Origin of the sequence: Citrobacter freundii ATCC 8090 = MTCC 1658 = NBRC 12681 (genome assembly GCF_011064845.1) — a bacterium.
Lineage (GTDB): Bacteria > Pseudomonadota > Gammaproteobacteria > Enterobacterales > Enterobacteriaceae > Citrobacter > Citrobacter freundii.
On sequence record NZ_CP049015.1, the window covers coordinates 4,343,288 to 4,366,108 of the forward strand.

General features: G+C 49.1%; 21 protein-coding genes, 1 other RNA gene and 1 pseudogene. 15 read left to right on the top strand and 8 right to left on the bottom strand.

What is annotated here, in order from left to right; translation table 11 throughout:
- Positions 1–264: 264 nt before the first annotated feature.
- The 4 genes and pseudogenes from G4551_RS20860 (at position 265) to G4551_RS20875 (ending at position 3,045) form a co-directional block, all read left to right on the top strand.
- On the top strand, positions 265–1,104 hold the full coding sequence (locus G4551_RS20860) for a helix-turn-helix domain-containing protein (RefSeq protein ID WP_003842047.1): 840 nt from the start codon (positions 265–267) through the stop codon (positions 1,102–1,104).
- 23 nt (positions 1,105–1,127) lie between these two features.
- Positions 1,128–1,376 carry a hypothetical protein gene (locus tag G4551_RS20865; RefSeq protein WP_003842045.1) on the top strand — a complete coding sequence of 83 codons (249 nt, stop codon included), beginning with the start codon at positions 1,128–1,130 and terminating at the stop codon, positions 1,374–1,376.
- A gap of 304 nt (positions 1,377–1,680) precedes the next feature.
- Positions 1,681–1,803 (top strand): annotated as a pseudogene (locus tag G4551_RS20870) (IS3 family transposase); the annotation flags it as partial.
- Positions 1,804–1,876: 73 nt separating this feature from the next.
- A protein-coding gene (locus G4551_RS20875; protein ID WP_085951607.1) for an IS3 family transposase occupies positions 1,877–3,045 on the top strand; the annotation gives its coding sequence in 2 pieces (ribosomal slippage) (positions 1,877–2,126 and positions 2,126–3,045; 1,170 coding nt in all).
- A 3-nt stretch (positions 3,046–3,048) separates the two neighbouring features.
- Here G4551_RS20875 and G4551_RS20880 read toward each other — a convergent pair.
- The 6 genes from G4551_RS20880 to garP form a co-directional block, all read right to left on the bottom strand.
- On the bottom strand, positions 3,049–3,429 hold the full coding sequence (locus G4551_RS20880; RefSeq protein ID WP_231501064.1) for a hypothetical protein: 381 nt from the start codon (positions 3,427–3,429) through the stop codon (positions 3,049–3,051).
- 289 nt (positions 3,430–3,718) lie between these two features.
- An RNA gene (gene rnpB / locus G4551_RS20885) (RNase P RNA component class A) lies at positions 3,719–4,095 on the bottom strand.
- A gap of 32 nt (positions 4,096–4,127) precedes the next feature.
- The gene (gene garK, locus G4551_RS20890; RefSeq protein WP_003024885.1) at positions 4,128–5,273 is read right to left on the bottom strand and encodes a glycerate 2-kinase; all 1,146 of its coding nucleotides are present in this window, start codon (positions 5,271–5,273) and stop codon (positions 4,128–4,130) included.
- A 65-nt stretch (positions 5,274–5,338) separates the two neighbouring features.
- Positions 5,339–6,229 carry a 2-hydroxy-3-oxopropionate reductase gene (gene garR / locus G4551_RS20895; protein WP_003840019.1) on the bottom strand — a complete coding sequence of 297 codons (891 nt, stop codon included), beginning with the start codon at positions 6,227–6,229 and terminating at the stop codon, positions 5,339–5,341.
- Between the two features lie 30 nt (positions 6,230–6,259).
- Positions 6,260–7,030: a 2-dehydro-3-deoxyglucarate aldolase gene (gene garL / locus G4551_RS20900; RefSeq protein ID WP_003840018.1), complete on the bottom strand. Its 771-nt coding sequence runs from the start codon at positions 7,028–7,030 to the stop codon at positions 6,260–6,262.
- A gap of 15 nt (positions 7,031–7,045) precedes the next feature.
- The gene (gene garP, locus G4551_RS20905; RefSeq protein ID WP_003024898.1) at positions 7,046–8,380 is read right to left on the bottom strand and encodes a galactarate/glucarate/glycerate transporter GarP; all 1,335 of its coding nucleotides are present in this window, start codon (positions 8,378–8,380) and stop codon (positions 7,046–7,048) included.
- Positions 8,381–8,783: 403 nt separating this feature from the next.
- Here garP and garD point away from each other — a divergent pair, with 403 nt between their 5' ends.
- From garD to G4551_RS20940, 7 genes are all read left to right on the top strand, one after another.
- Positions 8,784–10,355, top strand: coding sequence for a galactarate dehydratase (garD, locus tag G4551_RS20910; protein WP_003840016.1), 1,572 nt, complete (start codon positions 8,784–8,786; stop codon positions 10,353–10,355).
- 355 nt (positions 10,356–10,710) lie between these two features.
- A complete protein-coding gene (locus G4551_RS20915) occupies positions 10,711–11,970 on the top strand; it encodes an ABC transporter substrate-binding protein (protein ID WP_003840014.1) in 1,260 nt (419 codons plus the stop codon).
- Between the two features lie 78 nt (positions 11,971–12,048).
- Complete coding sequence (locus G4551_RS20920; protein ID WP_003840012.1) at positions 12,049–12,993, top strand: carbohydrate ABC transporter permease; 945 nt, start codon at positions 12,049–12,051, stop codon at positions 12,991–12,993.
- Between the two features lie 10 nt (positions 12,994–13,003).
- A complete protein-coding gene (locus G4551_RS20925) occupies positions 13,004–13,828 on the top strand; it encodes a carbohydrate ABC transporter permease (protein WP_003024907.1) in 825 nt (274 codons plus the stop codon).
- Between the two features lie 11 nt (positions 13,829–13,839).
- Positions 13,840–14,946, top strand: coding sequence for an ABC transporter ATP-binding protein (locus tag G4551_RS20930; protein ID WP_003840008.1), 1,107 nt, complete (start codon positions 13,840–13,842; stop codon positions 14,944–14,946).
- A 36-nt stretch (positions 14,947–14,982) separates the two neighbouring features.
- Positions 14,983–16,239: a Gfo/Idh/MocA family protein gene (locus G4551_RS20935; RefSeq protein ID WP_003840006.1), complete on the top strand. Its 1,257-nt coding sequence runs from the start codon at positions 14,983–14,985 to the stop codon at positions 16,237–16,239.
- Between the two features lie 18 nt (positions 16,240–16,257).
- Complete coding sequence (locus tag G4551_RS20940) at positions 16,258–17,178, top strand: ROK family protein (protein ID WP_003840003.1); 921 nt, start codon at positions 16,258–16,260, stop codon at positions 17,176–17,178.
- 37 nt (positions 17,179–17,215) lie between these two features.
- On the opposite strand, the gene agaR is transcribed toward G4551_RS20940, so the two are convergent.
- Together agaR and G4551_RS20950 are read right to left on the bottom strand one after the other, a co-directional pair.
- On the bottom strand, positions 17,216–17,986 hold the full coding sequence (agaR, locus tag G4551_RS20945) for a transcriptional repressor AgaR (protein WP_003024920.1): 771 nt from the start codon (positions 17,984–17,986) through the stop codon (positions 17,216–17,218).
- A 324-nt stretch (positions 17,987–18,310) separates the two neighbouring features.
- Positions 18,311–19,117 (bottom strand): DeoR family transcriptional regulator, encoded by an 807-nt coding sequence (locus tag G4551_RS20950; protein ID WP_003024922.1) that lies wholly within the window; start codon positions 19,115–19,117, stop codon positions 18,311–18,313.
- Between the two features lie 267 nt (positions 19,118–19,384).
- Between G4551_RS20950 and kbaZ the strand changes: the two genes are divergently transcribed.
- From kbaZ to agaE, 4 genes are read left to right on the top strand one after another with little or no spacing between them, the layout of a single operon-like run.
- Positions 19,385–20,662, top strand: coding sequence for a tagatose-bisphosphate aldolase subunit KbaZ (kbaZ, locus tag G4551_RS20955; RefSeq protein ID WP_003840001.1), 1,278 nt, complete (start codon positions 19,385–19,387; stop codon positions 20,660–20,662).
- Positions 20,663–20,681: 19 nt separating this feature from the next.
- Positions 20,682–21,155 carry a PTS N-acetylgalactosamine transporter subunit IIB gene (agaV, locus tag G4551_RS20960; protein WP_003024925.1) on the top strand — a complete coding sequence of 158 codons (474 nt, stop codon included), beginning with the start codon at positions 20,682–20,684 and terminating at the stop codon, positions 21,153–21,155.
- Between the two features lie 10 nt (positions 21,156–21,165).
- Positions 21,166–21,945, top strand: coding sequence for a PTS N-acetylgalactosamine transporter subunit IIC (gene agaW, locus G4551_RS20965; protein ID WP_003839998.1), 780 nt, complete (start codon positions 21,166–21,168; stop codon positions 21,943–21,945).
- Positions 21,935–22,813, top strand: a complete 879-nt coding sequence (gene agaE, locus G4551_RS20970; protein WP_003024929.1) for a PTS N-acetylgalactosamine transporter subunit IID — start codon at positions 21,935–21,937, stop codon at positions 22,811–22,813. The genes agaW and agaE overlap by 11 nt, the downstream gene beginning before the upstream one ends.
- Positions 22,814–22,821: the final 8 nt, after the last annotated feature.

A 22,821-nucleotide genomic window follows, 5' to 3' on the forward strand; every position in this document is an offset into this window, starting at 1 on the left:
TTAATCAATCATCAATTAACAATGAATAAATTAGCAGGCGAGCTCATGGCTGTATTATTTATATCACACTTTACATTGCGTAAAACAGCAAGGAAAAAATCATACTGGACGAAAGTGCGTTAATAATGGTATCTAATACTATGAGCATCAATAATTGGAAAAATCTAATCAATACTCACACCCGTCATTTATTACTAAATAAATTTCATGAAAAAAATTTATTTTTGGCATTATTTAAATTAAAATTTGTTTAGCCAGGAGCCTATGAAAAAGAAATTTCTTGCTGATATCATCCATTGGATCGAGGATAACATCGACGAAAAGATCTGTAGCTCAACACTTGAGAATATTAGTGGATATACTATTAGACACTTATCAAACATATTTATGCAGTATACAAACCTAACTCCAGCAAAATATATTAGACAACGAAAACTTTGTCGCGCTGCTTTTTTACTACGATTAACAAACCTCAAGATAATGGATATCGCATATCAATTGAAATTCGATTCCCAGCAATCCTTCAGCAGAGAGTTCAGTAAATTATTCGGATATTCACCTCGCCAGTATCGAAAATCCAGAGAGTGGGATTTTAAATCTTTACAACTTCCAATTCAGCCAGAAAATGTACCTGAAATAAAATTCGAGTATTGCATTTTAGAATCAAAAAAATATCATGGATACCGCTTTAGCTTTGAGCAGAAAATGTATTTCATTAGAGAAAATGAAACCATCATCAGATATCAAAAGATCATTGATATCATGAGGAAATATCATTCAGATTTATTTATAAGCAGCACTTTTTCTCCTCACGCTCAGAAAGATCGCCATTTGATCGTTAACTCATTCTTAGGTTTTCACGCTAAAAATGATCTTTTGATATCAACAGATGAGGAATTCACATCTGAAGATGGTAAGTATATAAAATTTTCATTTAATGGCAGCCTCAATGAATATATATATTTCCCAAGGAGCGTTTATTATTATTTACTTCCTAAACTTAGATTGAAAAGACGAGAGGGATCAGACATTGAGATTTTAAAATATATAGATACAGCATGTCCAGGTACAATATCTTGTGATTATTTTATCCCTGTAGTATAGCTAAAAACAGAAGAGGTTATTTAATGCTTAAACAATACATTATGGATATTGTCAGAAGCTATGGTTTTATAGAATGTGCTGATATATTATTCTTTTTGAAATATCTGAATAATGAAAAAGTTGAGCAAGCATCTTTATCATGGATTTCAGCGAAACTCAATGAGTGTCTGGTTAATCATGATGATGGTAAAGATTATTTTATAGCATTACGGAAACTAAGAAACGATATAATAAAATTTGACACATCACACTTAATTAAGTATGAAAAATAAAGTTAGAAAAGGGAAATTATTTATTGTCATACCAAATTACTATTATACAAAATAAAAAACTACCGAAGCGGGGTTTTATAAAGAGTGAAGCTGACCGATAAGGCGGCTTCGTTCAACCATACGTCAGGCATCTGCGGCGCTGGAGTTGTCTTGTGTCGCAGACTGTATCGCAGTTTGTATCACAACGATAGCCCTGAAATTTACTTACTATCGCTCGTATCGAAAGTCTTGGTGTAAGGACTGAATCGCCACGGGTTTAACAGACACCTCAGAGTCATTTAAGATGGCTTAAAGAGAGGTGCCCATGAGCGGTAAGCGTTATCCCGAAGAGTTTAAAACTGAAGCAGTCAAACAGGTTGTTGATCGCGGTTATTCTGTTGCCAGCGTTGCAACACGTCTCGATATCACCACCCACAGCCTTTACGCCTTGTAGTGGTTTACTGAATTTGGCCACCTGAACAGAGGTGATATGCTCACCTCAGAACATTACAGGTGCCTCAATGAAAAAAAGAAATTTCAGCGCAGAGTTTAAACGTGAATCCGCTCAACTGGTCCTTGATCAGAACTACACCGTTGCAGCTGCGGCCAGTGCTATGGATGTGGGTCTTTCTACCATGACGCGATGGGTAAAGCAGTTGCGGGATGAACGACAGGGCAAAATACCTAAAGCCTCCCCTATAACCCCGGAACAGATTGAAATACGTGAGCTGAAGAAAAAGCTACAACGCATTGAAATGGAAAACGACATATTAAAAAAGGCTACCGCGCTCTTGATGTCAGACTCCCTGAACAATTCTCGTTAATCGGGAAACTCAGAGCGCAGTATCCTGTGGTCACACTCTGCCACGTGTTCGGGGTTCATCGCAGTAGCTACAAATACTGGGAGAAAAGCGCCGAAAAGCCAGACGGCTGGCGAGCTGTGTTACGCAGCCAGGTTCGGGAGCTGCATAACATCAGCCATGGCTCTGCTGGCGCAAGAAGTATCGCCATTATGGCAACCCTGAGAGGCTTCAGAATGGGACGCTGGCTTGCTGGCAGGCTCATGAAAGAACTGGGGCTGGTGAGTTGTCAGCAGCCTACCCACCGGTATAAACGTGTTGGTCATGAACACATCGCTATCCCGAATCGCCTTGAGCGACAGTTCGCAGTGACAGAACCTAACCAGGTGTGGTGCGGCGATGTGACGTACATCTGGACAGGCAAGCGTTGGGCTTACCTTGCAGTTGTTCTCGATCTGTTCGCAAGGAAACCAGTGGGCTGGGCAATGTCATTCTCGCCGGATAGCAAGCTGACCATCAGAGCGCTGGAAATGGCGTGGGAAGCTCGCGGTAAACCAGTCGGAGTGATGTTCCACAGTGACCAGGGTAGCCACTATACAAGCAGGCAGTTCCGGCAGTTACTGTGGCGTTGCCAGATCAGGCAGAGTATGAGCCGACGTGGAAACTGTTGGGACAACAGCCCGATGGAACGCTTCTTCCGTAGTCTGAAAAACGAGTGGGTGCCAGTGACAGGTTATATAAACTTTAGCGATGCTGCTCATGCGATCACAGACTATATCGTCGGGTATTACAGCTCGCTAAGGCCGCATGACTATAACGGTGGGTTGCCCCCAAACGAATCGGAAAACCGATACTGGAAAAACTCTAAAGCCGTGGCCAGTTTTAGTTGACCACTACAGTCGCATAGAGTTAACGATCTGGCGATAATCAGAATGCCGTTGCTCCATAAAGGCTATATGTGCATCGCAGTAATGTCTCAAGAGAAGGTCGTACTCTGAGGCCAAATAATCGATTTCATCCTCCATGCCCGTAAGATCAAACTGGCTACCAAGTTGCTCTATGACTGAATCTGTCGACAGCGGTTCAACATCTTGTTTAAAGGTTCCATCAAGTAGTAATCCAAAATCACACGCATTACGTTTTTCACGAGCCAATGAACCGGATTCTCGCAGGGTACTACGTACAGTTGTGGGAATTTTTTTTGCTGCGGCGTAAAAACCTGCCTGAATTTTAAGCAAATAACGATCAATATCGTCTTGTTCTAACTTTTTCATTTTCTGCACTATGTCCAATAGTTGGGCTGGATCCATCTTGGACGATTTTACAAAAGAAATGAACATCGAGAGACGGGAAGATATAAATCTTGCTCTACTGGCTGAATCGCAGCCCAGCGACACACGAAAGAAACCGCCTGAAGGCAGTCTAAAATGAAGGCTGTAACGGTTGCCACGCTTTAGGATATTCGGGATGGAACAGCCGTTGGTGTGCCTCGTCTGTATCACAGTCTGTGTCACATTTTCACCTATTAAGGCCTGAGACACACCAACGTATTGTTTTTGAATGAGTTGAAGCTGACCGATAAGCCGGGTTCTGTCGTGGACAGTCATTCATCTAGGCCAGCAATCGCTCACTGGCTCAAGCAGCCTACCCGGGTTCAGTACGGGCCGTACCTTGTGAACCCCTATTTGGCCTTGCTCCGGGTGGAGTTTACCGTGCCACGGACTGTTACCAGCCGCGCGGTGCGCTCTTACCGCACCCTTTCACCCTTACCTGATCCCACTTACGTGGGCCATCGGCGGTTTGCTCTCTGTTGCACTGGTCGTGGGTTTCCCCCCCAGGCGTTACCTGGCACCCTGCCCTATGGAGCCCGGACTTTCCTCCCCTCCGCCCGTCTCCCCCGAAGAGGACGACGACGAAGCGGCGACTGTCTGGTCAGCTTCGGCGCGCAGTATAGAGGGTTTGCGGGGTAATGTCACCCCGCACTGCGCATTCCTATCGCTAACGTGGCGGCGATGTTTCTTGAGGCGCGATAAATATTATCAAATGCCCCACGGAAGGCCTCTTCCAGCGTGCTGATGCTGGTCAATACGCTAAACACCGCATCGATACCATATTGATGCACCACTTCCACATCGCGCGTCAGGCTGCCGCCAATACCAATTACCGGTTTGTGGTATTTCTTCGCGACATTCGCCACGCCAACCGGCACTTTGCCGTGAATACTCTGGCTGTCGATGCGTCCTTCGCCGGTCACCACCAGCGTACAGTCGTGAATATGCTCTTCCAGATTGAGGGCCTGAGTCACAATCTCTATCCCACTGCGCAGCTCCGCGCCTAAAAATGCCATTAACGCGGCGCCCATACCACCGGCAGCCCCCGCCCCGGGAACATCCTTCACGTCTACCCGCAGCGATTTTTTAATGATGTCGGCGTAGTGAGACAAATTTCGGTCCAGTTCGAGAATGCGTTCTTCCGTCGCCCCTTTCTGCGGGCCGAAGATGCGCGAAGCGCCAGTATCACCTGTGAGCGGATTGGTCACATCGCAGGCCACGCGAATGGAGCAGGTTTTTAATCGCGGATCCAAACCGGAAATGTCGATGCTGTTGAGGCTCATCAGACTGCCGCCCCCGTAGCCAATCTCTGTCCCGTTAGCGTCGCAAAGTTTCGCGCCCAGAGCCTGCACCATACCCGCGCCGCCGTCGTTGGTTGCACTACCGCCAATGCCGATAATAATGCTCTGCGCCCCGCTATCCAGCGCCTGCAAAATCAATTCCCCGGTACCACGTGACGTGGTGACTAACGGGTTACGCTTATCAGGAGGTACTAACGCCAGACCACTGGCTGCCGCCATTTCGATAAACGCAGTTTTACCATCTCCGGACATGCCCCAGCAGGCATTCACTTTTTCGCCCAGCGGCCCCGTTACCCACGCGGAATATTCACTCCCTTGCGTGGCGGCAATCATGGCTTCGACCGTTCCTTCGCCGCCGTCGGCCACCGGAACTGAAACATATTGCGCATCGGGAAATATTTCCCGAAATCCTTTTTCTATTGCCTGAGCGACCTCAGTGGCAGATAGACTTTCTTTATAAGAGTCTGGGGCAATTACGATTTTCATAGTTATGTAGCCTGACTGTGCCGCGCAAGGCAAGAAATACAGGGCGCACATCCGCGCCCTTCTTGTTAGCGTGTGACTTCCACTTTCGCCAGTTTTTCGTAGTAGCATGCGAGCGCGCTGTGATCGGCGGTGCCCAGCCCATCTGCGCGAAGCGCCTGCATCATCTCCATGACTGCAGCAGTCAGCGGCAACTGCGCGCCGACCCCATGAGAAGTGTCCAGCGCATTCGCCAAATCTTTGATATGCAGGTCAATACGGAAACCTGGCTTAAAGTTGCGGTCCATGACCATCGGCGCTTTCGCGTCCAGCACGGTGCTTCCGGCCAGTCCGCCACGGATCGCCTGATACACCAGATCCGGGTTCACACCCGCCTTGGTCGCCAGCGTCAGCGCTTCAGACATCGCCGCAATGTTCAGCGCTACAATCACCTGGTTCGCCAGCTTAGTGACGTTACCCGCGCCAATGTCGCCGGTATGTACCACTGAGCCAGCCATCGCTTTCAGCAGATCGTAATACTTGTCGAAAATCGCTTTATCGCCGCCGACCATTACCGACAACGTACCATCAATCGCTTTTGGCTCGCCGCCGCTGACCGGCGCATCCAGCATATCCACGCCTTTCGCTTTCAGCGCGTCGCTAATTTCACGGCTGGCCAACGGTGCAATGGAGCTCATGTCGATAAGCACTGTGCCCGGTTTCGCCCCTTCAATAATACCGCCTTCACCCAGCGCCACTTCCTTAACATGCGGCGAGTTCGGCAGCATGGTGATGATCACGTCGCACTGCTCAGCAATATCTTTCGCCGTGGCGGCGGTTTCTGCACCAGCGGCAATGACTTCCGCAATGGATTCCGGGTTACGGTCAGCAACCACCAACGAGTAACCTGCCTTGAGGAGGTTTTTACTCATTGGTTTACCCATAATACCGAGGCCAATAAAACCAACTTTCATTGTCATGTCTTTATCTCTCTCTACTGTCGATGGTGGTTATTTCTTAAAAGAATCAGCCAGTTTCTGCGTGGCTGAACGGAACACGCCAAGGTCGCTGCCAACAGCAACAAAGGTCGCGCCCCATTCCAGATAACGACGCGCATCCGCCTCTACCGGCGCCAGAATTCCGCTTGGTTTGCCATGTGCTTTCGCGCGGGCAAAAATGTGCTGGATAGCTTTCTGCACATCAGGATGTGACGCATTGCCGAGATGGCCTAGCGCCGCAGCCAGATCGCTTGGGCCGACGAAGACACCGTCTACACCTTCGGTCGCCGCGATGGCGTCAACGTTATCAACGCCCTGCTGACTTTCGATCTGCACGATGATGGTGATGTTCTTATTCGATTGCGCAAAGTAGTCCGGTACGGTGCCAAACATATTGGCGCGATGGGAGACGGACACGCCGCGAATACCTTCCGGCGGATAGCGGGTCGACGCCACGGCGTTCACCGCCTCTTCTTGTGTCTCAACGAACGGGATCAGGAAGTTGTAAAACCCAATATCCAGCAGGCGCTTGATAATCACCGGCTCGTTGGTCGGCACGCGTACGACCGGCGCGCTGGCGCTGCCTTTCAGCGCCATCAATTGCGGGATAAACGTCGAGATATCGTTCGGCGCGTGTTCGCCATCCAGTACCAGCCAGTCAAAACCCGCCAGGCCTAAAACTTCGGTACTGATTGGGCTGGCCAATGCAGACCAGCAGCCAATCTGAATCTGTTGCGCCGCGAGGGCCGCTTTAAACTTATTCGGGAAAATCGTGTTATTCATCGCCTATACCTTTGTTTATTTCTGCAATTCCATACGTTTAATGTCACCGACAATAAACAGGTAGCAAACCATTGCCATCAGCGCCGAACACCCTACAAACATCAGCGCAGCATTAAATGAGTGCAGCTCGCTCACCAGATAACCAATCACCAGCGGGGTGACGATAGAGGCTACGTTGCCAAATACGTTAAATACCCCACCGCACAGACCAACGATTTCTTTCGGCGCGGTATCGGAAATCACCGGCCAACCCAGCGCGCCGAAGCCTTTGCCGAAGAACGCCAGCGCCATCAGCGCAACCACCAGAGTGGTGTTATCGGTGTAGTTACACAGAATAATGGTCGACGCGAGCAACATTCCGAGCACAATCGGCAGCTTACGTGCCAGGGTGATGCTGAAGCCACGTTTAATCAGATAATCAGAGAACACACCGCCGAGCACGCCACCGGCAAATCCGCACAGCGCAGGAATCGACGCCACCAGACCGACTTTCAGGATCGACATGCCTTTTTCCTGTACCAGGTAAATCGGGAACCAGGTAAGGAAAAACCAGGTGATAGTGTTGATAAAATACTGTCCGAAGAACACGCCAAGCATCATGCGGTTTGTCAGCAACTGCTTGATATAATGCAGTTTAGGACCACCTGATTTCACATCGCCGGGCTTTTTATGGTCCATATCCACGACCGCGCCGTTTTCAGAGATAAACTTCAGCTCTTCCTGCGACATACGCGGGTGATCGGTTGGGTTATGAATAAACTTTACCCACAGGCCGGTGAGCACAAAACCGATAACGCCCATCACGGTAAAGACGTGCTCCCAGCCCCAGGCAAAGGTCAGCCAGCCCAGCAGCGGCGAAAACAGCGCCAGGGAGAAATATTGTGCGGAGTTAAAAATCGCAGATGCCGTACCGCGCTCTTTCGTCGGGAACCAGGCGGCCACAATACGGGCGTTCGCCGGGAAGGACGGCGCTTCCGAGAAGCCCAGCATGAAACGCATGATGAACATTGAAATACCCGCCCAGGCCAGCGGGAACATATCGACAAAACCCTGCAGAAAGGTGAACAGCGACCAGAAGAACAGACTGTAAGTGTAGACTTTCTTCGAACCGAACTTATCCAGCAGCCAGCCGCCAGGGATTTGCATCAACAGGTAAGCCCAACCGAAGGCGGAGAAAATGTAACCCATTGAAATGGCACTGAGCTGCAACTCTTTCGCCACTTCCGTGCCGGCAATAGATAGCGTGGCACGGTCCGCATAGTTAACGGCGGTAACAATAAATATTATTAGCAATATTAAGTAACGGGTGTGCGTACCTTTCTTTTTCTCGACAACTGTATCCAGTATCATTCTAATTACCTCGGGTACATAAAAGTTTTTATTATTATTTGGCAGATATCCCTGGTGATAAATTACCGATAATAAAAACGTATAATAATTTATCAGACGCAATGAAACCGTGATTTAGTATAATCAGCAGTGCAACGTTAATCATTGTGCAAGCGCTCATTAAATATGCGTTATGAAAATAATGTTTTGGGCATATGCACACATACATGGGCGCTAATCCACACATTTACGTATTGCTACCCCTGCTGGTGCGGTCTTGCTGAGTTTAAGTGATCATTGTCACATTCTTCACGATAAACTCCTGACATTCTTATTTCACGATACCGAATCTTTATTACTGAAAATGAGATTCAAAATATAAATATCCACACTATTATCACCACTTGTTGGAGAATACTGGACAATGGCCGACATCGAAATTAGACAAGAATCGCCAACGGCGTTTTATATTAAAGTTCACGAAACAGATAATGTGGCGATAATTGTCAATGACAATGGCCTGAAAGCCGGAACGCGTTTTCCGGACGGACTGGAACTCATTGAACATATTCCCCAGGGTCATAAAGTGGCGCTCGTGGATATTCCTGTTCATGGCGAAATCGTGCGTTATGGCGAAGTGATAGGCTATGCCGTTCGCGACATCCCACGCGGCAGCTGGATTGATGAATCAATGGTTGAGCTGCCCAAGGCTCCGCCGCTGGAGACGCTGCCGCTGGCAACTAAAGTGCCTGAGCCGCTGCCGCCTCTCGAGGGTTATACCTTCGAAGGTTACCGCAATGTTGACGGTAGCGTTGGCACCAAGAATCTGCTCGGCATCTCCACCAGCGTGCACTGCGTGGCGGGCGTGGTGGACTATGTAGTGAAAATCATTGAACGCGACCTGCTGCCCAAATACCCGAATGTTGACGGTGTGGTGGGGCTCAATCATCTGTACGGTTGCGGCGTGGCGATTAACGCTCCAGCCGCCATCGTGCCCATTCGAACTATTCATAATATTGCGCTGAACCCTAACTTTGGCGGTGAGGTAATGGTCATTGGCCTCGGCTGTGAAAAACTGCAGCCAGAGCGCCTGCTGGAAGGTACGCACGATGTAAAAAGCATTCCGGTCGACAGCGCCAGCATCGTCAGCCTGCAGGATGAAAAACACGTCGGCTTTCAATCAATGGTTGCCGATATTTTGCAGGTGGCCGAACACCATCTGGCAAAGCTCAATCAGCGCCAGCGTGAAACCTGCCCGGCATCAGAACTGGTGGTCGGCATGCAGTGCGGCGGCAGCGATGCGTTTTCCGGCGTGACGGCCAATCCAGCGGTAGGTTATGCCTCCGACCTGTTAGTACGCTGTGGCGCGACAGTGATGTTCTCCGAAGTCACCGAAGTACGCGATGCCATCCACCTTCTGACCCCGCGCGCGATTAACGAAGAGGTTGGTAAACGCCTGCTCGAGGAGATGGCCTGGTACGACAACTACCTGGATATGGGCAAGACTGACCGGAGCGCCAACCCATCACCGGGCAACAAGAAAGGCGGTCTGGCAAACGTGGTGGAAAAAGCACTGGGTTCTATTGCGAAGTCGGGCAAGAGCGCGATTGTCGAAGTCTTGTCGCCGGGACAGCGTCCAACCAAACGTGGCCTGATTTACGCTGCCACCCCCGCCAGCGATTTTGTCTGCGGTACGCAACAGGTTGCTTCCGGGATCACAGTACAAGTCTTTACCACCGGTCGCGGTACGCCGTATGGCCTGATGGCCGTGCCGGTGATTAAAATGGCGACACGCACGGAGTTGGCCAATCGTTGGTTTGACCTGATGGACATCAACGCCGGTACCATCGCTACCGGAGAAGAAACCATTGAAGACGTGGGTCTGAAACTGTTCGAGTTTATTCTCGACGTCGCCAGCGGACGTAAGAAAACCTTCTCAGATCAGTGGGGACTGCATAACCAACTGGCGGTGTTTAACCCGGCGCCAGTGACCTGATTATCGAAACGAAAGCCAACGAAAAAACGGGGATTTGTCCCCGTTTTTAATGTCGATGCTTTAACAAATAAAGTGATAACGTTCGCATTTTAAGAGGTTTTTTTAAACATCTGTTTTTTTCGATTCAAACCTGCCAAATGAACCTAACGATATGAAATTAAAAGAAATAATACCACCATTGTTTTACGTTATATTTTCGTTTTGATAAAAGAGAAACCTACCGAAAGACGACCTTGTTTTAATGCGATAATCCCCTCTTTTTTACTGCTTTGACTTTCTCCGGTGTAAAACAGATTATTCATAGGCTGCTGTAATTTACCTCATAAGCATTCTGACCTGAATAAAGAGGGAAGTTATGTATACCCTGAATAAAAATAATGTCGCATTGGCTTGTCTTATTTCCTGTTTACTGGCAACTCCTGTCTTCGCGAGTGCTGAAGGCCAGTCGGACGCAAAGCCTGTTAAATTACGCTACACGTTATGGGACCGCAATCAACTCCCTGGCGAACAACAGCTCGTTAATGAATTTGAAAAAGACAACCCCGGAATTAAGGTCGAAATTGAACTAACTCCTTATGACCAGTATTTTATCAAACTCAGTTCAGCAGTCGGTGGAAATGTAGCACCGGATGTATTCTGGATGAACATGCCTAATTTCCAGCAATATGTGAAAAATGGCATGCTGGAACCACTGAGTAATTATCTGAAAGATAAATCAGCGCCGAAACTGGATGATTTTGTTAAAAGCTCAGTCGATGCCTACCAATACCAGTCGCAACAATATGCCATCCCAAGGGATATTGATGCAATTGCCGTCTGGTACAATAAAAAAATGTTCGATCAGGCTGGTGTGAGCTATCCCGATAACAACTGGACATGGGACGATTTAAAACAAAAATCAGAGCAGTTGCGTAAAGGGCTGGATAAACAGTCTTATCCACTGGCAATGGAATTCAGCAGCGGACAGGATAGTTACTTTAACCTGCTATTACAGGCCGGGGATAAGATTGTACTACCTGAGGGCAAAACGGATGTTGCCAATGACAAAGCTATCGCCGTCTATCGCGATGTTCAAGGCATGCTGAACGCGGGACTAATCCAACCGCCAGGCGAGATGGAAGCCTCAGACGTCTTCCAGTCAAACCGGGTAGCCATGGTCTACGCAGGCTCATGGTGGGCATTACCCTTCTCTCAAAATGAGCTGATTAAGGATCACATCGGCGTAGTGCCAATGCCAAAAATGGCAGAGCAGGCAGGTGTATCCCATAGTCTGGCATTTGCTATGTCAGCCAAAAGTCAGCATAAAGATGCGGCGTGGAAGTTCATTGAATTCATGAGCTCTGAGCATGCGCAGCAGACTCTGGCGACGGGAAAAGTCGTGATCCCGGCTAACCAAAAAGTGGCCAAAGAGTGGGCTGAAGGCTTTAAGGATATTGATGTTTCAGCCTATATCGATTCGTTGGCTTTCTCACATAAATATCCAACCGCAGGCTCCAATACCGCTAAGTGGAATAGCATCCTGAATGATGGCTTGAAAAAAGTGTGGACGGGTACTGACCCAGAGAAAGTCATGCCTGGTGTTGCTAAACGCGTTGAACGAGAAATGCAGAAATAATCCTGAGGGAGCCATGCTCCCTCTCGCTTTCGCCCGCGCAATATATTTTGGTTGCACAGTGAGCATCCCGGAGTCTGTATGAGCTATTCAGATGAAGCTGCATCCCCACAATTACCGGCCAGAGAGGCGCAAAAAAAATCCCTGACCAAGCTGGAAAAAGAAGAACGCTTCTGGGGATGGATAATGATTATGCCGTTACTGGCGGGGTTAATTGTTTTTTACTTTACTCCATTCTTCCAGAACGTTTTTTATAGTTTCACCGACCTGGGCGAGTTTCAGATCTGGACGACGATCAGCTTAGATAACTATATTAATTTATTCAGCGATGATGAGTTTCGTTCAGCAATATATAACACCTTGGCCTATGTTTTTATTTGCGTACCGATAATCACCGTTTTGTCATTACTGCTCGCAATTGGCCTGAATCAGGCGATTCGCGGTCAGTGGTTGTTTCGCACGCTATTATTTCTGCCCGCTGTCACTATGCCTGCGGCCATTGCTATGGTCTGGCAGTGGTTGATGAACCGAAACTTCGGCTTAATTAATCAGATCCTGGCCTTTTTCGATCTTCCGGCCATCGGTTGGTTATCCGATCCCGATGTCGTCCGCCTGAGCGCCTCGTTGGTTATCATCTGGTCGGCTATTGCGCTGAAGATGATCATTCTGCTCGCTGGATTACAGGGGATCCCCAAACAAATTTATGAAGCGATGTCACTGGATGGCATCAGCAAATTGCGTGGGTTCTGGTCTATTACCTTACCGCTAATGATCCCCACGCTGTTTTTCGTACTGGTGATCTCTTTTATCGAAACGCTGCAAATTTTCGATGTGGTTTATCTGCTGTTTGGCAGTTCATCCATGGTGGACGATCAGACGATGACTATCGCCTATCTCTTCTATAAATACGCCTTTATCTACCATGAAAAAGGGTATGCCTCAGCGATCGCCGTGGTGATTTTCGTTATCACGATGGTCCTGACGCTGCTGCAAATATGGATTGGTAAACGACTTAAAGCACAGTGAGGCAACCACGATGTTCATGACTAAACGTGAAAAATGGCTAATTTACGGCTTGATGATCCTCGCGACGCTGGTAACTGTGGTTCCCTTCATCTGGATGATCATCACCTCTTTTAAAACCCAGGCAGAAAGCATCGCCTTTCCGCCGATCCTGCTACCTGCCAACCCAGGGTTTCAGGCTTACGGTAAAATCTTGCATGAAATGCCTTTTGGCAGCTTTTACTTTAACTCGATCGTCTCCACGTTGGTCATCGTCATTTTGCAGACGCTGATTGCGGCAATGGCAGCGTACGGTTTCTCCCGACTGCGTTTTAAAGGGCGAGATGTCCTGTTTATGCTGTGTATTTCAATTCTGATGGTGCCCGGTCAGATCTTTTTAATCCCACAGTTTTTAACCGTTGAAAAAATCGGTTTGCTGAACTCAATTCCTGGGCTGGTGCTACCGGGTTTATTCAGCATATATAGCGCCTTTTTATTGCGTCAGTTTTTTCTGTCAGTACCTAAAGAACTGGAAGAGGCAGCCATTATGGATGGGTATAACCATCTGACTATTTTCTTCAAAATTATGCTGCCATTAATTAAACCAGGGCTGATTGCCTGCGTCATTATTAACGGATTGTGGAGCTGGAATAACTTAATGTGGCCGCTGATCGTCAACACCTCCATGGATAAAATGACATTACCGGTGGGGTTAGCCTCACTTTCCGGACGCTCAGGCGTGGAATATCCGATGTTAATGGCGGGCGCATTGCTGGCGATTATCCCGATGTTGTTACTTTATATCTTCTTCCAGCGCTATTTTATTCGCGGCATCGCTGGTGCCGGAATTAAAGGATAAGGGGCAGTGTTATGTCAGGTATTCAATTACAGGCAGTAAGCAAAGTCTATCCCAATGGCTTTCAGGCGATCCATGGCGTTGATCTTGAAATCCACGATGGCGAATTCATGGTGTTTGTCGGGCCATCAGGCTGCGCCAAATCAACGCTGCTGCGCATGATTGCAGGTCTGGAAGATATCACTCATGGTCATATCGCAATCGGAGAGAAGTGCGTCAACGACCTGCTACCAAAGGAGCGAGGCGTTGCCATGGTCTTCCAGAATTATGCCCTCTATCCCCACATGACGATTTATAAAAATATGGCATTCAGTCTGTTAGGGAAAATGAGCAAAGAAGAGATTGATATCCGCGTACGGGAAGCTGCACACAAGCTGGAAATAGAGACATTACTCGATAAAAAGCCCGGCCAACTTTCGGGCGGTCAATGTCAGCGCGTTGCCGTTGGCAGGGCCATCGTGCGTAAGCCAGACGTTTTTTTGTTTGATGAGCCGCTTTCCAACCTGGATGCAAAGCTGCGTGTTTCAATGCGCGTGCGGCTGACAGAACTGCATCGACAACTGCGTCAAGAAGGCGTGAGCGCAACCATGGTGTACGTCACGCACGATCAGATTGAAGCAATGACGATGGGAGACAGGATTTGCGTCCTTAATGGCGGTCGTATTATGCAGGTGGATACCCCAGGAAATATCTACCATCACCCCAGGAATAAATTTGTTGCTGGTTTTATTGGTAATCCGGCAATGAATATTATGCTGCTTGATATTGAACCCGGCACTCGTGGTCTGCGCCTGGCTGAAAATTTAATCCTGCCATTAAATACACGCTTGAGTAACCTACTGGAGCAATACCCGCACTCCAGCGTCTGGTTCGGCATCCGGTCAGAGGCCATTCAGTTAGCCTCGCAGCATGACGTCTCTGCGTTCGATGCGCACATTACCAACGTAGAAAGGATGGGCAACGAAGACCTTCTGCATTTTGATATTGGTGAGCAACATATGATCTTACGTATTAACTCTTCACCCGACTGGGCCCCTCTTCCCGGCGAATCTATCAAAGTGAAATTTAATCTGGAAGCCGCCTTTTTGTTTGATAAAAAACATGAAGAAAATTTGGCCTGACCGTTATTCAGGCTAAGTGAAAAATGAGAGGTTTATATGTGTGCGAATAAAGTGACCGTATTAGTGGTAGGGGCTGGTGCGCGCGGAGAAATATATGCTCGCTATGCGCTTGAACATCCAGACAGAATGCAGGTAGTAGGCGTTGCTGAGCCCAGAGAGGCGTATCGCCAGCAGTTTGTCGCACAGCATAAGATTGCTCCAAATAACGTATTTTGCGACTGGCAAGAGGCTGCGGCCCAACCCAAAATGGCCGACGTAGTACTTATTTGCACGCAGGATAATATGCACAAAGATCCTGCCGTGGCGTTTGCCAATCTCGGCTATCACATTCTGCTGGAAAAACCGCTCGCCCCTACGCCAGAAGATTGCCGGATCATTATTGATGCGGTTAAACGCAACAACGTATTACTGGCCGTCGCGCACGTCCTGCGGTACACCCGCTATACGCAAAAGCTGAAATCACTGCTTGATGATGGCGTAATTGGCGATATTGTCAGCATGCAGCATCTCGAACCCGTAGGTTACTGGCATCAGGCGCACTCGTTTGTACGTGGTAACTGGCGCAATGAAGCAGAATCGTCATTTATGTTATTACAGAAATCCTGTCATGATTTGGACTGGATCCGCTACATCATGGGCGACAACTGCAAGGACGTAGGATCATTTGGCAGCCTGAGCCACTTTGTGAAAGAGAATCAGCCTGCTGGCGCCGCCGACCGCTGCCTTGATTGTCAGGTTGAAGCAACCTGCCCCTGGTCTGCCTGCAAAATTTATCTGGGTGAAAACCACAAATGCACTCCCCACTTCCGTCGGGTGCTGACTGCAGATCCCAGCGAAGAAAATGTCCGCCAGGCGCTGCGCGATGGGCCTTATGGTCGCTGCGTTTATCGTTGTGATAATGATGTGGTGGATCATCAGGTTGTTAACTTACGTTTTGCCCACCAGCAGACAGTGACCTTTACCATGACCGCGTTTACCAAAATGGAAGATCGAAAAACGCGCCTGTTTGGCACCAGAGGTTATCTGGAAGGTGATGGCGAGCAGATCCGGGTGTTTGATTTCCTGACAGACAAAGAAACTGTGCATCAGATCGAGGAGATCGCCGCTGGAACACAAACCCAGATGGGGGGACATGGTGGTGGCGATTACTACCTGATGGATCGCTTTATCCATGCAGTGATGGCCAACGATCAAAATATGATCCTTTCTGGCCCGGATGAGTCACTGGAAAGTCACTTAATGGTCTTTGCCGCAGAACGCGCTCGCAAGGAAAACAGTCTGGTTACGCTGTGAAGCCGGAGGAGATGAGGCATGTTTTACGGTGTTGATATTGGTGGAACCAAAACTGAAATTGTCGCTTTTGATAAGGAAATGCAGGTTTGCTGGCGCAAGCGCGTCGCCACGCCAGTCCAGGATTATGAACTCTTTCTTTCGACCTTTACTTCACTTATTGATACCGCCGACTGGGCGACTGGAACGCAAGGAAAAATTGGCATCGGCATGCCCGGTCTTATGGACAGACATACCGGAAAATTACTGTCATCTAACGTGCCTTGCCTTACTGGACGCCAGGTGATGAACGATCTGGCCCACCGCCTCAATCGTTCGGTTGAACTGGACAATGATTGCTGCTGTTTTGCACTCTCGGAAGCCCATACCCAGCAGGCTCGCCAGTTCTCCAGAATTTTTGGTGCCATTATTGGCACCGGCATGGGTGGAGGGTTAGTCATTGACGGTCAGCTGTATCGGGGTCGCAACCGAATGGCCAGTGAGTTTGGCCATTTACCGCTTCCGGCAACGTTTATGCGTCGTTATCATTTACCGGAACTGAAGTGCGGTTGTGGCTTACAAGGGTGTCTGGAACGCTATCAATCCGGCCCCGGTTTACTGTGGCTCCACAAACACTTCAGCGGAGAACAACTCAAAATGGAGACCCTGCTGGAGCATTATCGTCATGGCAATGCCAGCGCCGTTACTACCATAGAAGCATGGATTGATATGTTGGGTTGTACGCTGGCGCAATTGCAGTTGATTCTGGATGTCGATGCTTTTGTTCTCGGCGGTGGGGTTTCCAACATCGAAGAAATTTATACGTTGCTGCCGCAGGCCATGTCACGTTATTTGTTCCCGGGATTAGAACCTGCCCGCGTATTCCCGGCCATCCATGGCGCATCCAGCGGGGTTCGCGGTGCCGCATTGCTGCTGGTTGAACAGGGTACGCAGACCCACTAAAAAACTGCTGGCGGGGGAAACTCGCCAGCAGTTTCAGTTATTCATCCGCAATCACCACATCCACCCCAAGCTGGATTAACGTCCGGTGGTAATTTTCTGGGATCCCGCTGTCGGTAATCACCCGGTCAATCCCGCTGATTTCGCTAATCATACAGAAACTTTTGCGGCCAAACTTGCTGGAGTCAGCGACTACCGTGACCTCCTGCGCAACTTCACACATTACCTGATTCAGATGTGCTTCTCCCGGATGTGGCGTGGTAATTCCCGCTTCCAGGCAGAATCCGTCAACGCCTAAGAAAAGCTTATCAAACCGGTATTGCCTAAGCTGGTGTTCTGCTGAAGGGCCATACAATGAATAGACGCTTTGCCTGACATTCCCTCCCAGAATCATGACGTCTACGCGCTCAAAATTCGCCAGTTCCCATGCAATGTTGAGCGCATTGGTCATCACCACCAGATCGCGGCGATTTTTTAACATGGGAGGAATGAGCGTGGTGGTCGAACCGGAATCGAGGATTAACGTGTCACCATCTTTCACAAAGCTGGCCGCTTTTTCGGCAATACGCGTTTTCACATCGCGATTCAGTCGGTCCTTATCCTGCAAAGGCCGGTCAAGGGCAAAGTGCTGATTGAGAACCGCCCCGCCGTAGGAGCGCATGACACATCCCTTCTGTTCCAGATAACGTAAGTCGTTGCGGATCGTAACCGATGACACACCAAAATGGACGCTCAGTGGCTCGACACGAACGCTACCCTGATCGCATAGCAGATCAATTATTTGCTCGCGACGTCTTAAGTTATCCAGCATTTCTATTGCTCCATCAAATATTCATGTTGTTTTGTTTTAGCGCTTTAGCACTTTCGTTTTCTTTTGAATATATTACATCAGAAGCAATAAGGTGAATTTGTGCGCACTGGCCCAGCGTTGAATTTAACAAAAATTGACTATTTTCTTTCGTTTTAGCAAATCGAAACGAAGAAAACCGAAAAAATGAAAAGGTCAAAAGCGAGTAAGATGCGAGAAAGAGACGGGAAGCATGCAAAAAAACGAAAGCGAGCTACTAAAAAAGCTCGCTTATGGTTTGTTTTTGTTTAATTGAATGGGATCACATTTTTGAATTTTAGAGCGGGACTACTCAACAATGATCACTTCAACACCGCTGCGGCGTAGTTCCTGCAAGCTCTCCTCTGGGATGCCTTCATCAACAATGATGGTGTGGATCCTCTGGGTATCAATAATCTTATGCAGGCTGGAGCGGTTAAACTTCGTCGAGTCGGTAACGACAATGATACGTTCAGCCACTTCACACATCCGGCGGTTGAGACGCGCCTCATCTTCGTTGTGCGTGCTAACACCACGCTCTAAATCGATAGCATCAACGCCAAGAAACAGCATGTCGAAGTGATAATTTTGTAGCGACTGCTCAGCCTGATCGCCATAAAACGATTGTGACTGACGACGCAAATGACCGCCGGTCATCAGCAGCTCAACCCCTTCGGCTTCCAGTAGCGCATTGGCGACATTCATGCCGTTGGTCATAGCAATGACATTGGTATGCTGGCGCATTAGGCGGGCAATTTCATAGGTCGTGGTGCCGGAGTCAAGAATCACGCGGTGTCCCGGTTGAATTAACTCTGCGGCGGCTCTGGCAATACTGCGTTTTACTGCCGTATTAAGTGAACTCTTATCTTCTACAGAAGGCTCCACAACAGGCGCATTGCTCTCGCATATTAGCGCTCCGCCATAGGCACGTACAGCAATCCCCTGCTTTTCCAGAAAGGCGAGGTCGTTGCGAATAGTGACCGTGGAGACGCCAAAAAATAAGGAAAGATCGTTAACCTGAACGCTTCCCTGCTGCCGTAACCGCTGGATGATCTGCTCACGTCTTTCGCTGGTGCCAATAACGCGCTTGTCTGCAGAGGACTCGGTGTTACTCATAAGAAATCCTTTAGTTAAACCTTTCGTTTTATTTCGTTTTGTCTATTAACGCCTTTCTTTTGCGCGAATGCAAGCCCCGCAAGCAGGGAAGAGCCGGACGAACTTACGCTGAAACCTTTCATTGTGTTTCTTTTGTGAAACAGATCGGAAAACTATTATCTTTCGTTTTATTTTTATAACACCATGATGCAGTATTAAATGAAACAAAACGAAAGATTGATGTCGCAGTAATCTGACCTGGAGAGGAAAGTGAAACATCTAACTAAAATGGTCGAGCAGCATAAACGGGGGAAGGCAAACGGGATTTATGCCGTTTGTTCCGCGCATCCAATCGTATTGGAAGCCGCAATACGCTACGCCCATGCATACCATACACCGCTGTTGATCGAAGCAACCTCTAATCAGGTTGACCAGTTTGGCGGCTATACGGGTATGACACCAGCCGATTTTCGCAGTTTTGTCTGCCGTTTAGCCGACTCGCTTGATTTTTCTCAGGATATGCTGATTCTCGGCGGAGACCATCTCGGGCCAAACCGTTGGCAAAATCTGCCTGCGGAACAGGCAATGGCCAATGCAGACGATCTGATCAAGAGCTATGTCGCCGCAGGCTTTAAAAAAATCCACCTCGATTGCAGCATGTCTTGTGCTAACGACCCGGTTCCACTGACGGATGAAATTGTCGCTGAGCGCGCCGCACGTCTGGCAAAAGTCGCCGAAGAAACCTGTATGGCACATTTTGGCGAGTCTGACCTGGTCTATGTGATTGGCACAGAAGTGCCGGTTCCAGGTGGCGCTCACGAAACGTTAACCGACCTGGCGGTAACAACGCCCGATGCCGCACGCGCAACGCTTCAGGCTCACTATCACGCCTTTGAAAAGCACGGTCTGGAAGGTATCTGGCCGCGTATTATCGCCCTGGTGGTGCAACCTGGCGTTGAATTCGACCACACACACATCATTGATTATCAACCACAGAAAGCTGTGGCACTCAGCAAAATGGTGGAAGACTACGACACACTCGTGTTTGAAGCGCATTCTACCGATTACCAAACGCCACAGTCCTTGCGCCAACTGGTGATAGATCACTTCGCTATCCTGAAAGTGGGACCTGCGCTGACCTTCGCTCTGCGCGAAGCGCTGTTTTCATTAGCCGCCATTGAAGAAGAATTACTGCCTGCAAAAGCTTGTTCAGGCCTACGACATGTGCTGGAAAGCGTGATGCTTGATCGCCCAGAGTACTGGCAGAGCCACTATCACGGTGATGGCAACGCACGCCGTCTGGCTCGCGGATACAGCTACTCCGATCGGGTTCGTTACTACTGGCCGGACAGCCAGATTGATGAAGCATTCGAACGTCTGGTACGTAACCTGGCGGATGACCCCATTCCACTGCCGCTGATTAGCCAGTATTTACCCTTGCAGTACGTAAAAGTGCGCGAGGGAGATCTCAGCGCCACGCCGCGAGAACTCATCATTAACCATATTCAGGACATACTGCAGCAATATCACTGCGCCTGCCTGGGTGCTCCAGCTCGTAACGCATAACAAAAAAGAGAAAAATACCATGCCAAACATTGTATTAAGTCGCATTGATGAACGTCTGATTCACGGTCAGGTTGGTGTGCAATGGGTCGGGTTTGCGGGGGCAAACCTGGTGCTGGTCGCTAATGATGAGGTGGCTGAAGATCCAGTGCAGCAAAACCTGATGGAAATGGTACTGGCAGAAGGGATCGCCGTACGCTTCTGGTCACTACAAAAAGTGATCGACAATATTCACCGTGCCGCCGATCGCCAGAAAATTCTGCTGGTCTGCAAATCGCCTGCGGATTTCTTCCGTCTGGTCGAAGGCGGTGTTCCTGTTAACCGTATCAACGTTGGCAATATGCACTACGCCAACGGCAAACAACAAATCGCCAAAACGGTTTCTGTAGACGCTGCCGATATTACGGCGTTCAACGGGCTCAAAGCCGCTGGAGTGGAATGCTTCGTTCAGGGCGTTCCAACAGAACCCGCCCAGGACCTCTATAAACTTCTCTGAGGGATTCACAATGGAAATCAGTCTGTTGCAGGCTTTTGCGTTGGGTATTCTCGCCTTTATTGCAGGCCTGGATATGTTCAACGGGTTAACGCACATGCACCGCCCGGTTGTTCTCGGGCCGCTGGTCGGCCTGATTCTGGGCGATCTGCATACCGGTATTTTAACAGGTGGTACGCTGGAACTGGTGTGGATGGGTCTGGCCCCGCTGGCTGGAGCTCAGCCGCCAAACGTGATTATCGGCACTATCGTGGGAACCACGTTTGCCATAACGACCGGAGTGAAACCCGAAGTTGCCGTAGGTGTGGCGGTACCGTTCGCCGTAGCAGTACAAATGGGGATTACCTTCCTGTTCTCTGTGATGTCCGGGGTGATGGCTCGCTGCGATCGCATGGCAGCAAATGCCGATACAGCCGGGATTGAGCGGGTCAACTATCTGGCGTTGCTCGCGCTGGGGACCTTCTACTTTTTATGCGCGTTCCTGCCAATTTACTTTGGCGCGGAACATGCCAAAACCGCGATAGATGTTCTGCCGACGCGTCTGATTGACGGCCTCGGCGTGGCAGGCGGCATCATGCCAGCTATCGGCTTCGCTGTACTGCTGAAAATCATGATGAAAAACGTCTATATCCCCTACTTCATCCTGGGTTTTGTGGCAGCAGCCTGGCTCAAACTCCCGGTGCTAGCGATTGCCGCAGCTGCACTAGCCATGGCGCTGATCGATTTTCTGCGTAAATCACCTGAACCTACAGCTCCCGCAGCACAAAAAGAGGAATTCGAAGATGGCATCTAATCAAACGGCTCTGCCGAACGTTTCCGAAACCGAAGAAACGCTGCTGTCCGGCACCAATGAAAACGTCTACGAAGACCAGAATATCGGTGCCGAGCTGACGAAAAAAGATATCAACCGTGTTGCCTGGCGTTCAATGCTGTTGCAGGCCTCTTTTAACTACGAACGTATGCAGGCATCAGGATGGCTGTACGGCCTGTTACCTGCTCTGAAAAAGATCCACACCAATAAGCGCGATTTGGCGCGTTCGATGAAAGGCCATATGGGCTTCTTCAACACGCACCCATTCCTGGTCACGTTTGTTATCGGGATTATCCTGGCGATGGAACGCTCCAAGCAGGATGTGAACAGTATTCAAAGCACCAAGATTGCCGTGGGTGCGCCACTTGGCGGTATCGGTGATGCCATGTTCTGGTTAACGTTACTGCCTATTTGCGGCGGTATCGGGGCCAGCCTGGCGCTGCAAGGCTCTATTCTTGGCGCTGTTGTCTTTATTGTTATGTTCAACGTGGTTCATCTTGGTCTGCGCTTTGGGCTGGCACACTATGCTTATCGAATGGGCGTTGCTGCCATCCCGCTGATTAAAGCTAACACCAAAAAGGTTGGACATGCGGCATCCATCGTTGGGATGACGGTGATCGGCGCGCTGGTAGCGACCTATGTTCGCCTGAGCACTACGCTGGAAATCACTGCTGGCGATGCAGTGGTGAAACTGCAAACAGATGTGATAGACAAGCTGATGCCTGCTTTTTTACCGCTGGTCTACACATTAACCATGTTCTGGCTGGTCCGCCGTGGCTGGAGTCCTCTGCGCCTTATCGCCATTACCGTGGTGCTCGGCGTCGTAGGTAAGTTCTGTCACTTCCTGTAAACATAAGG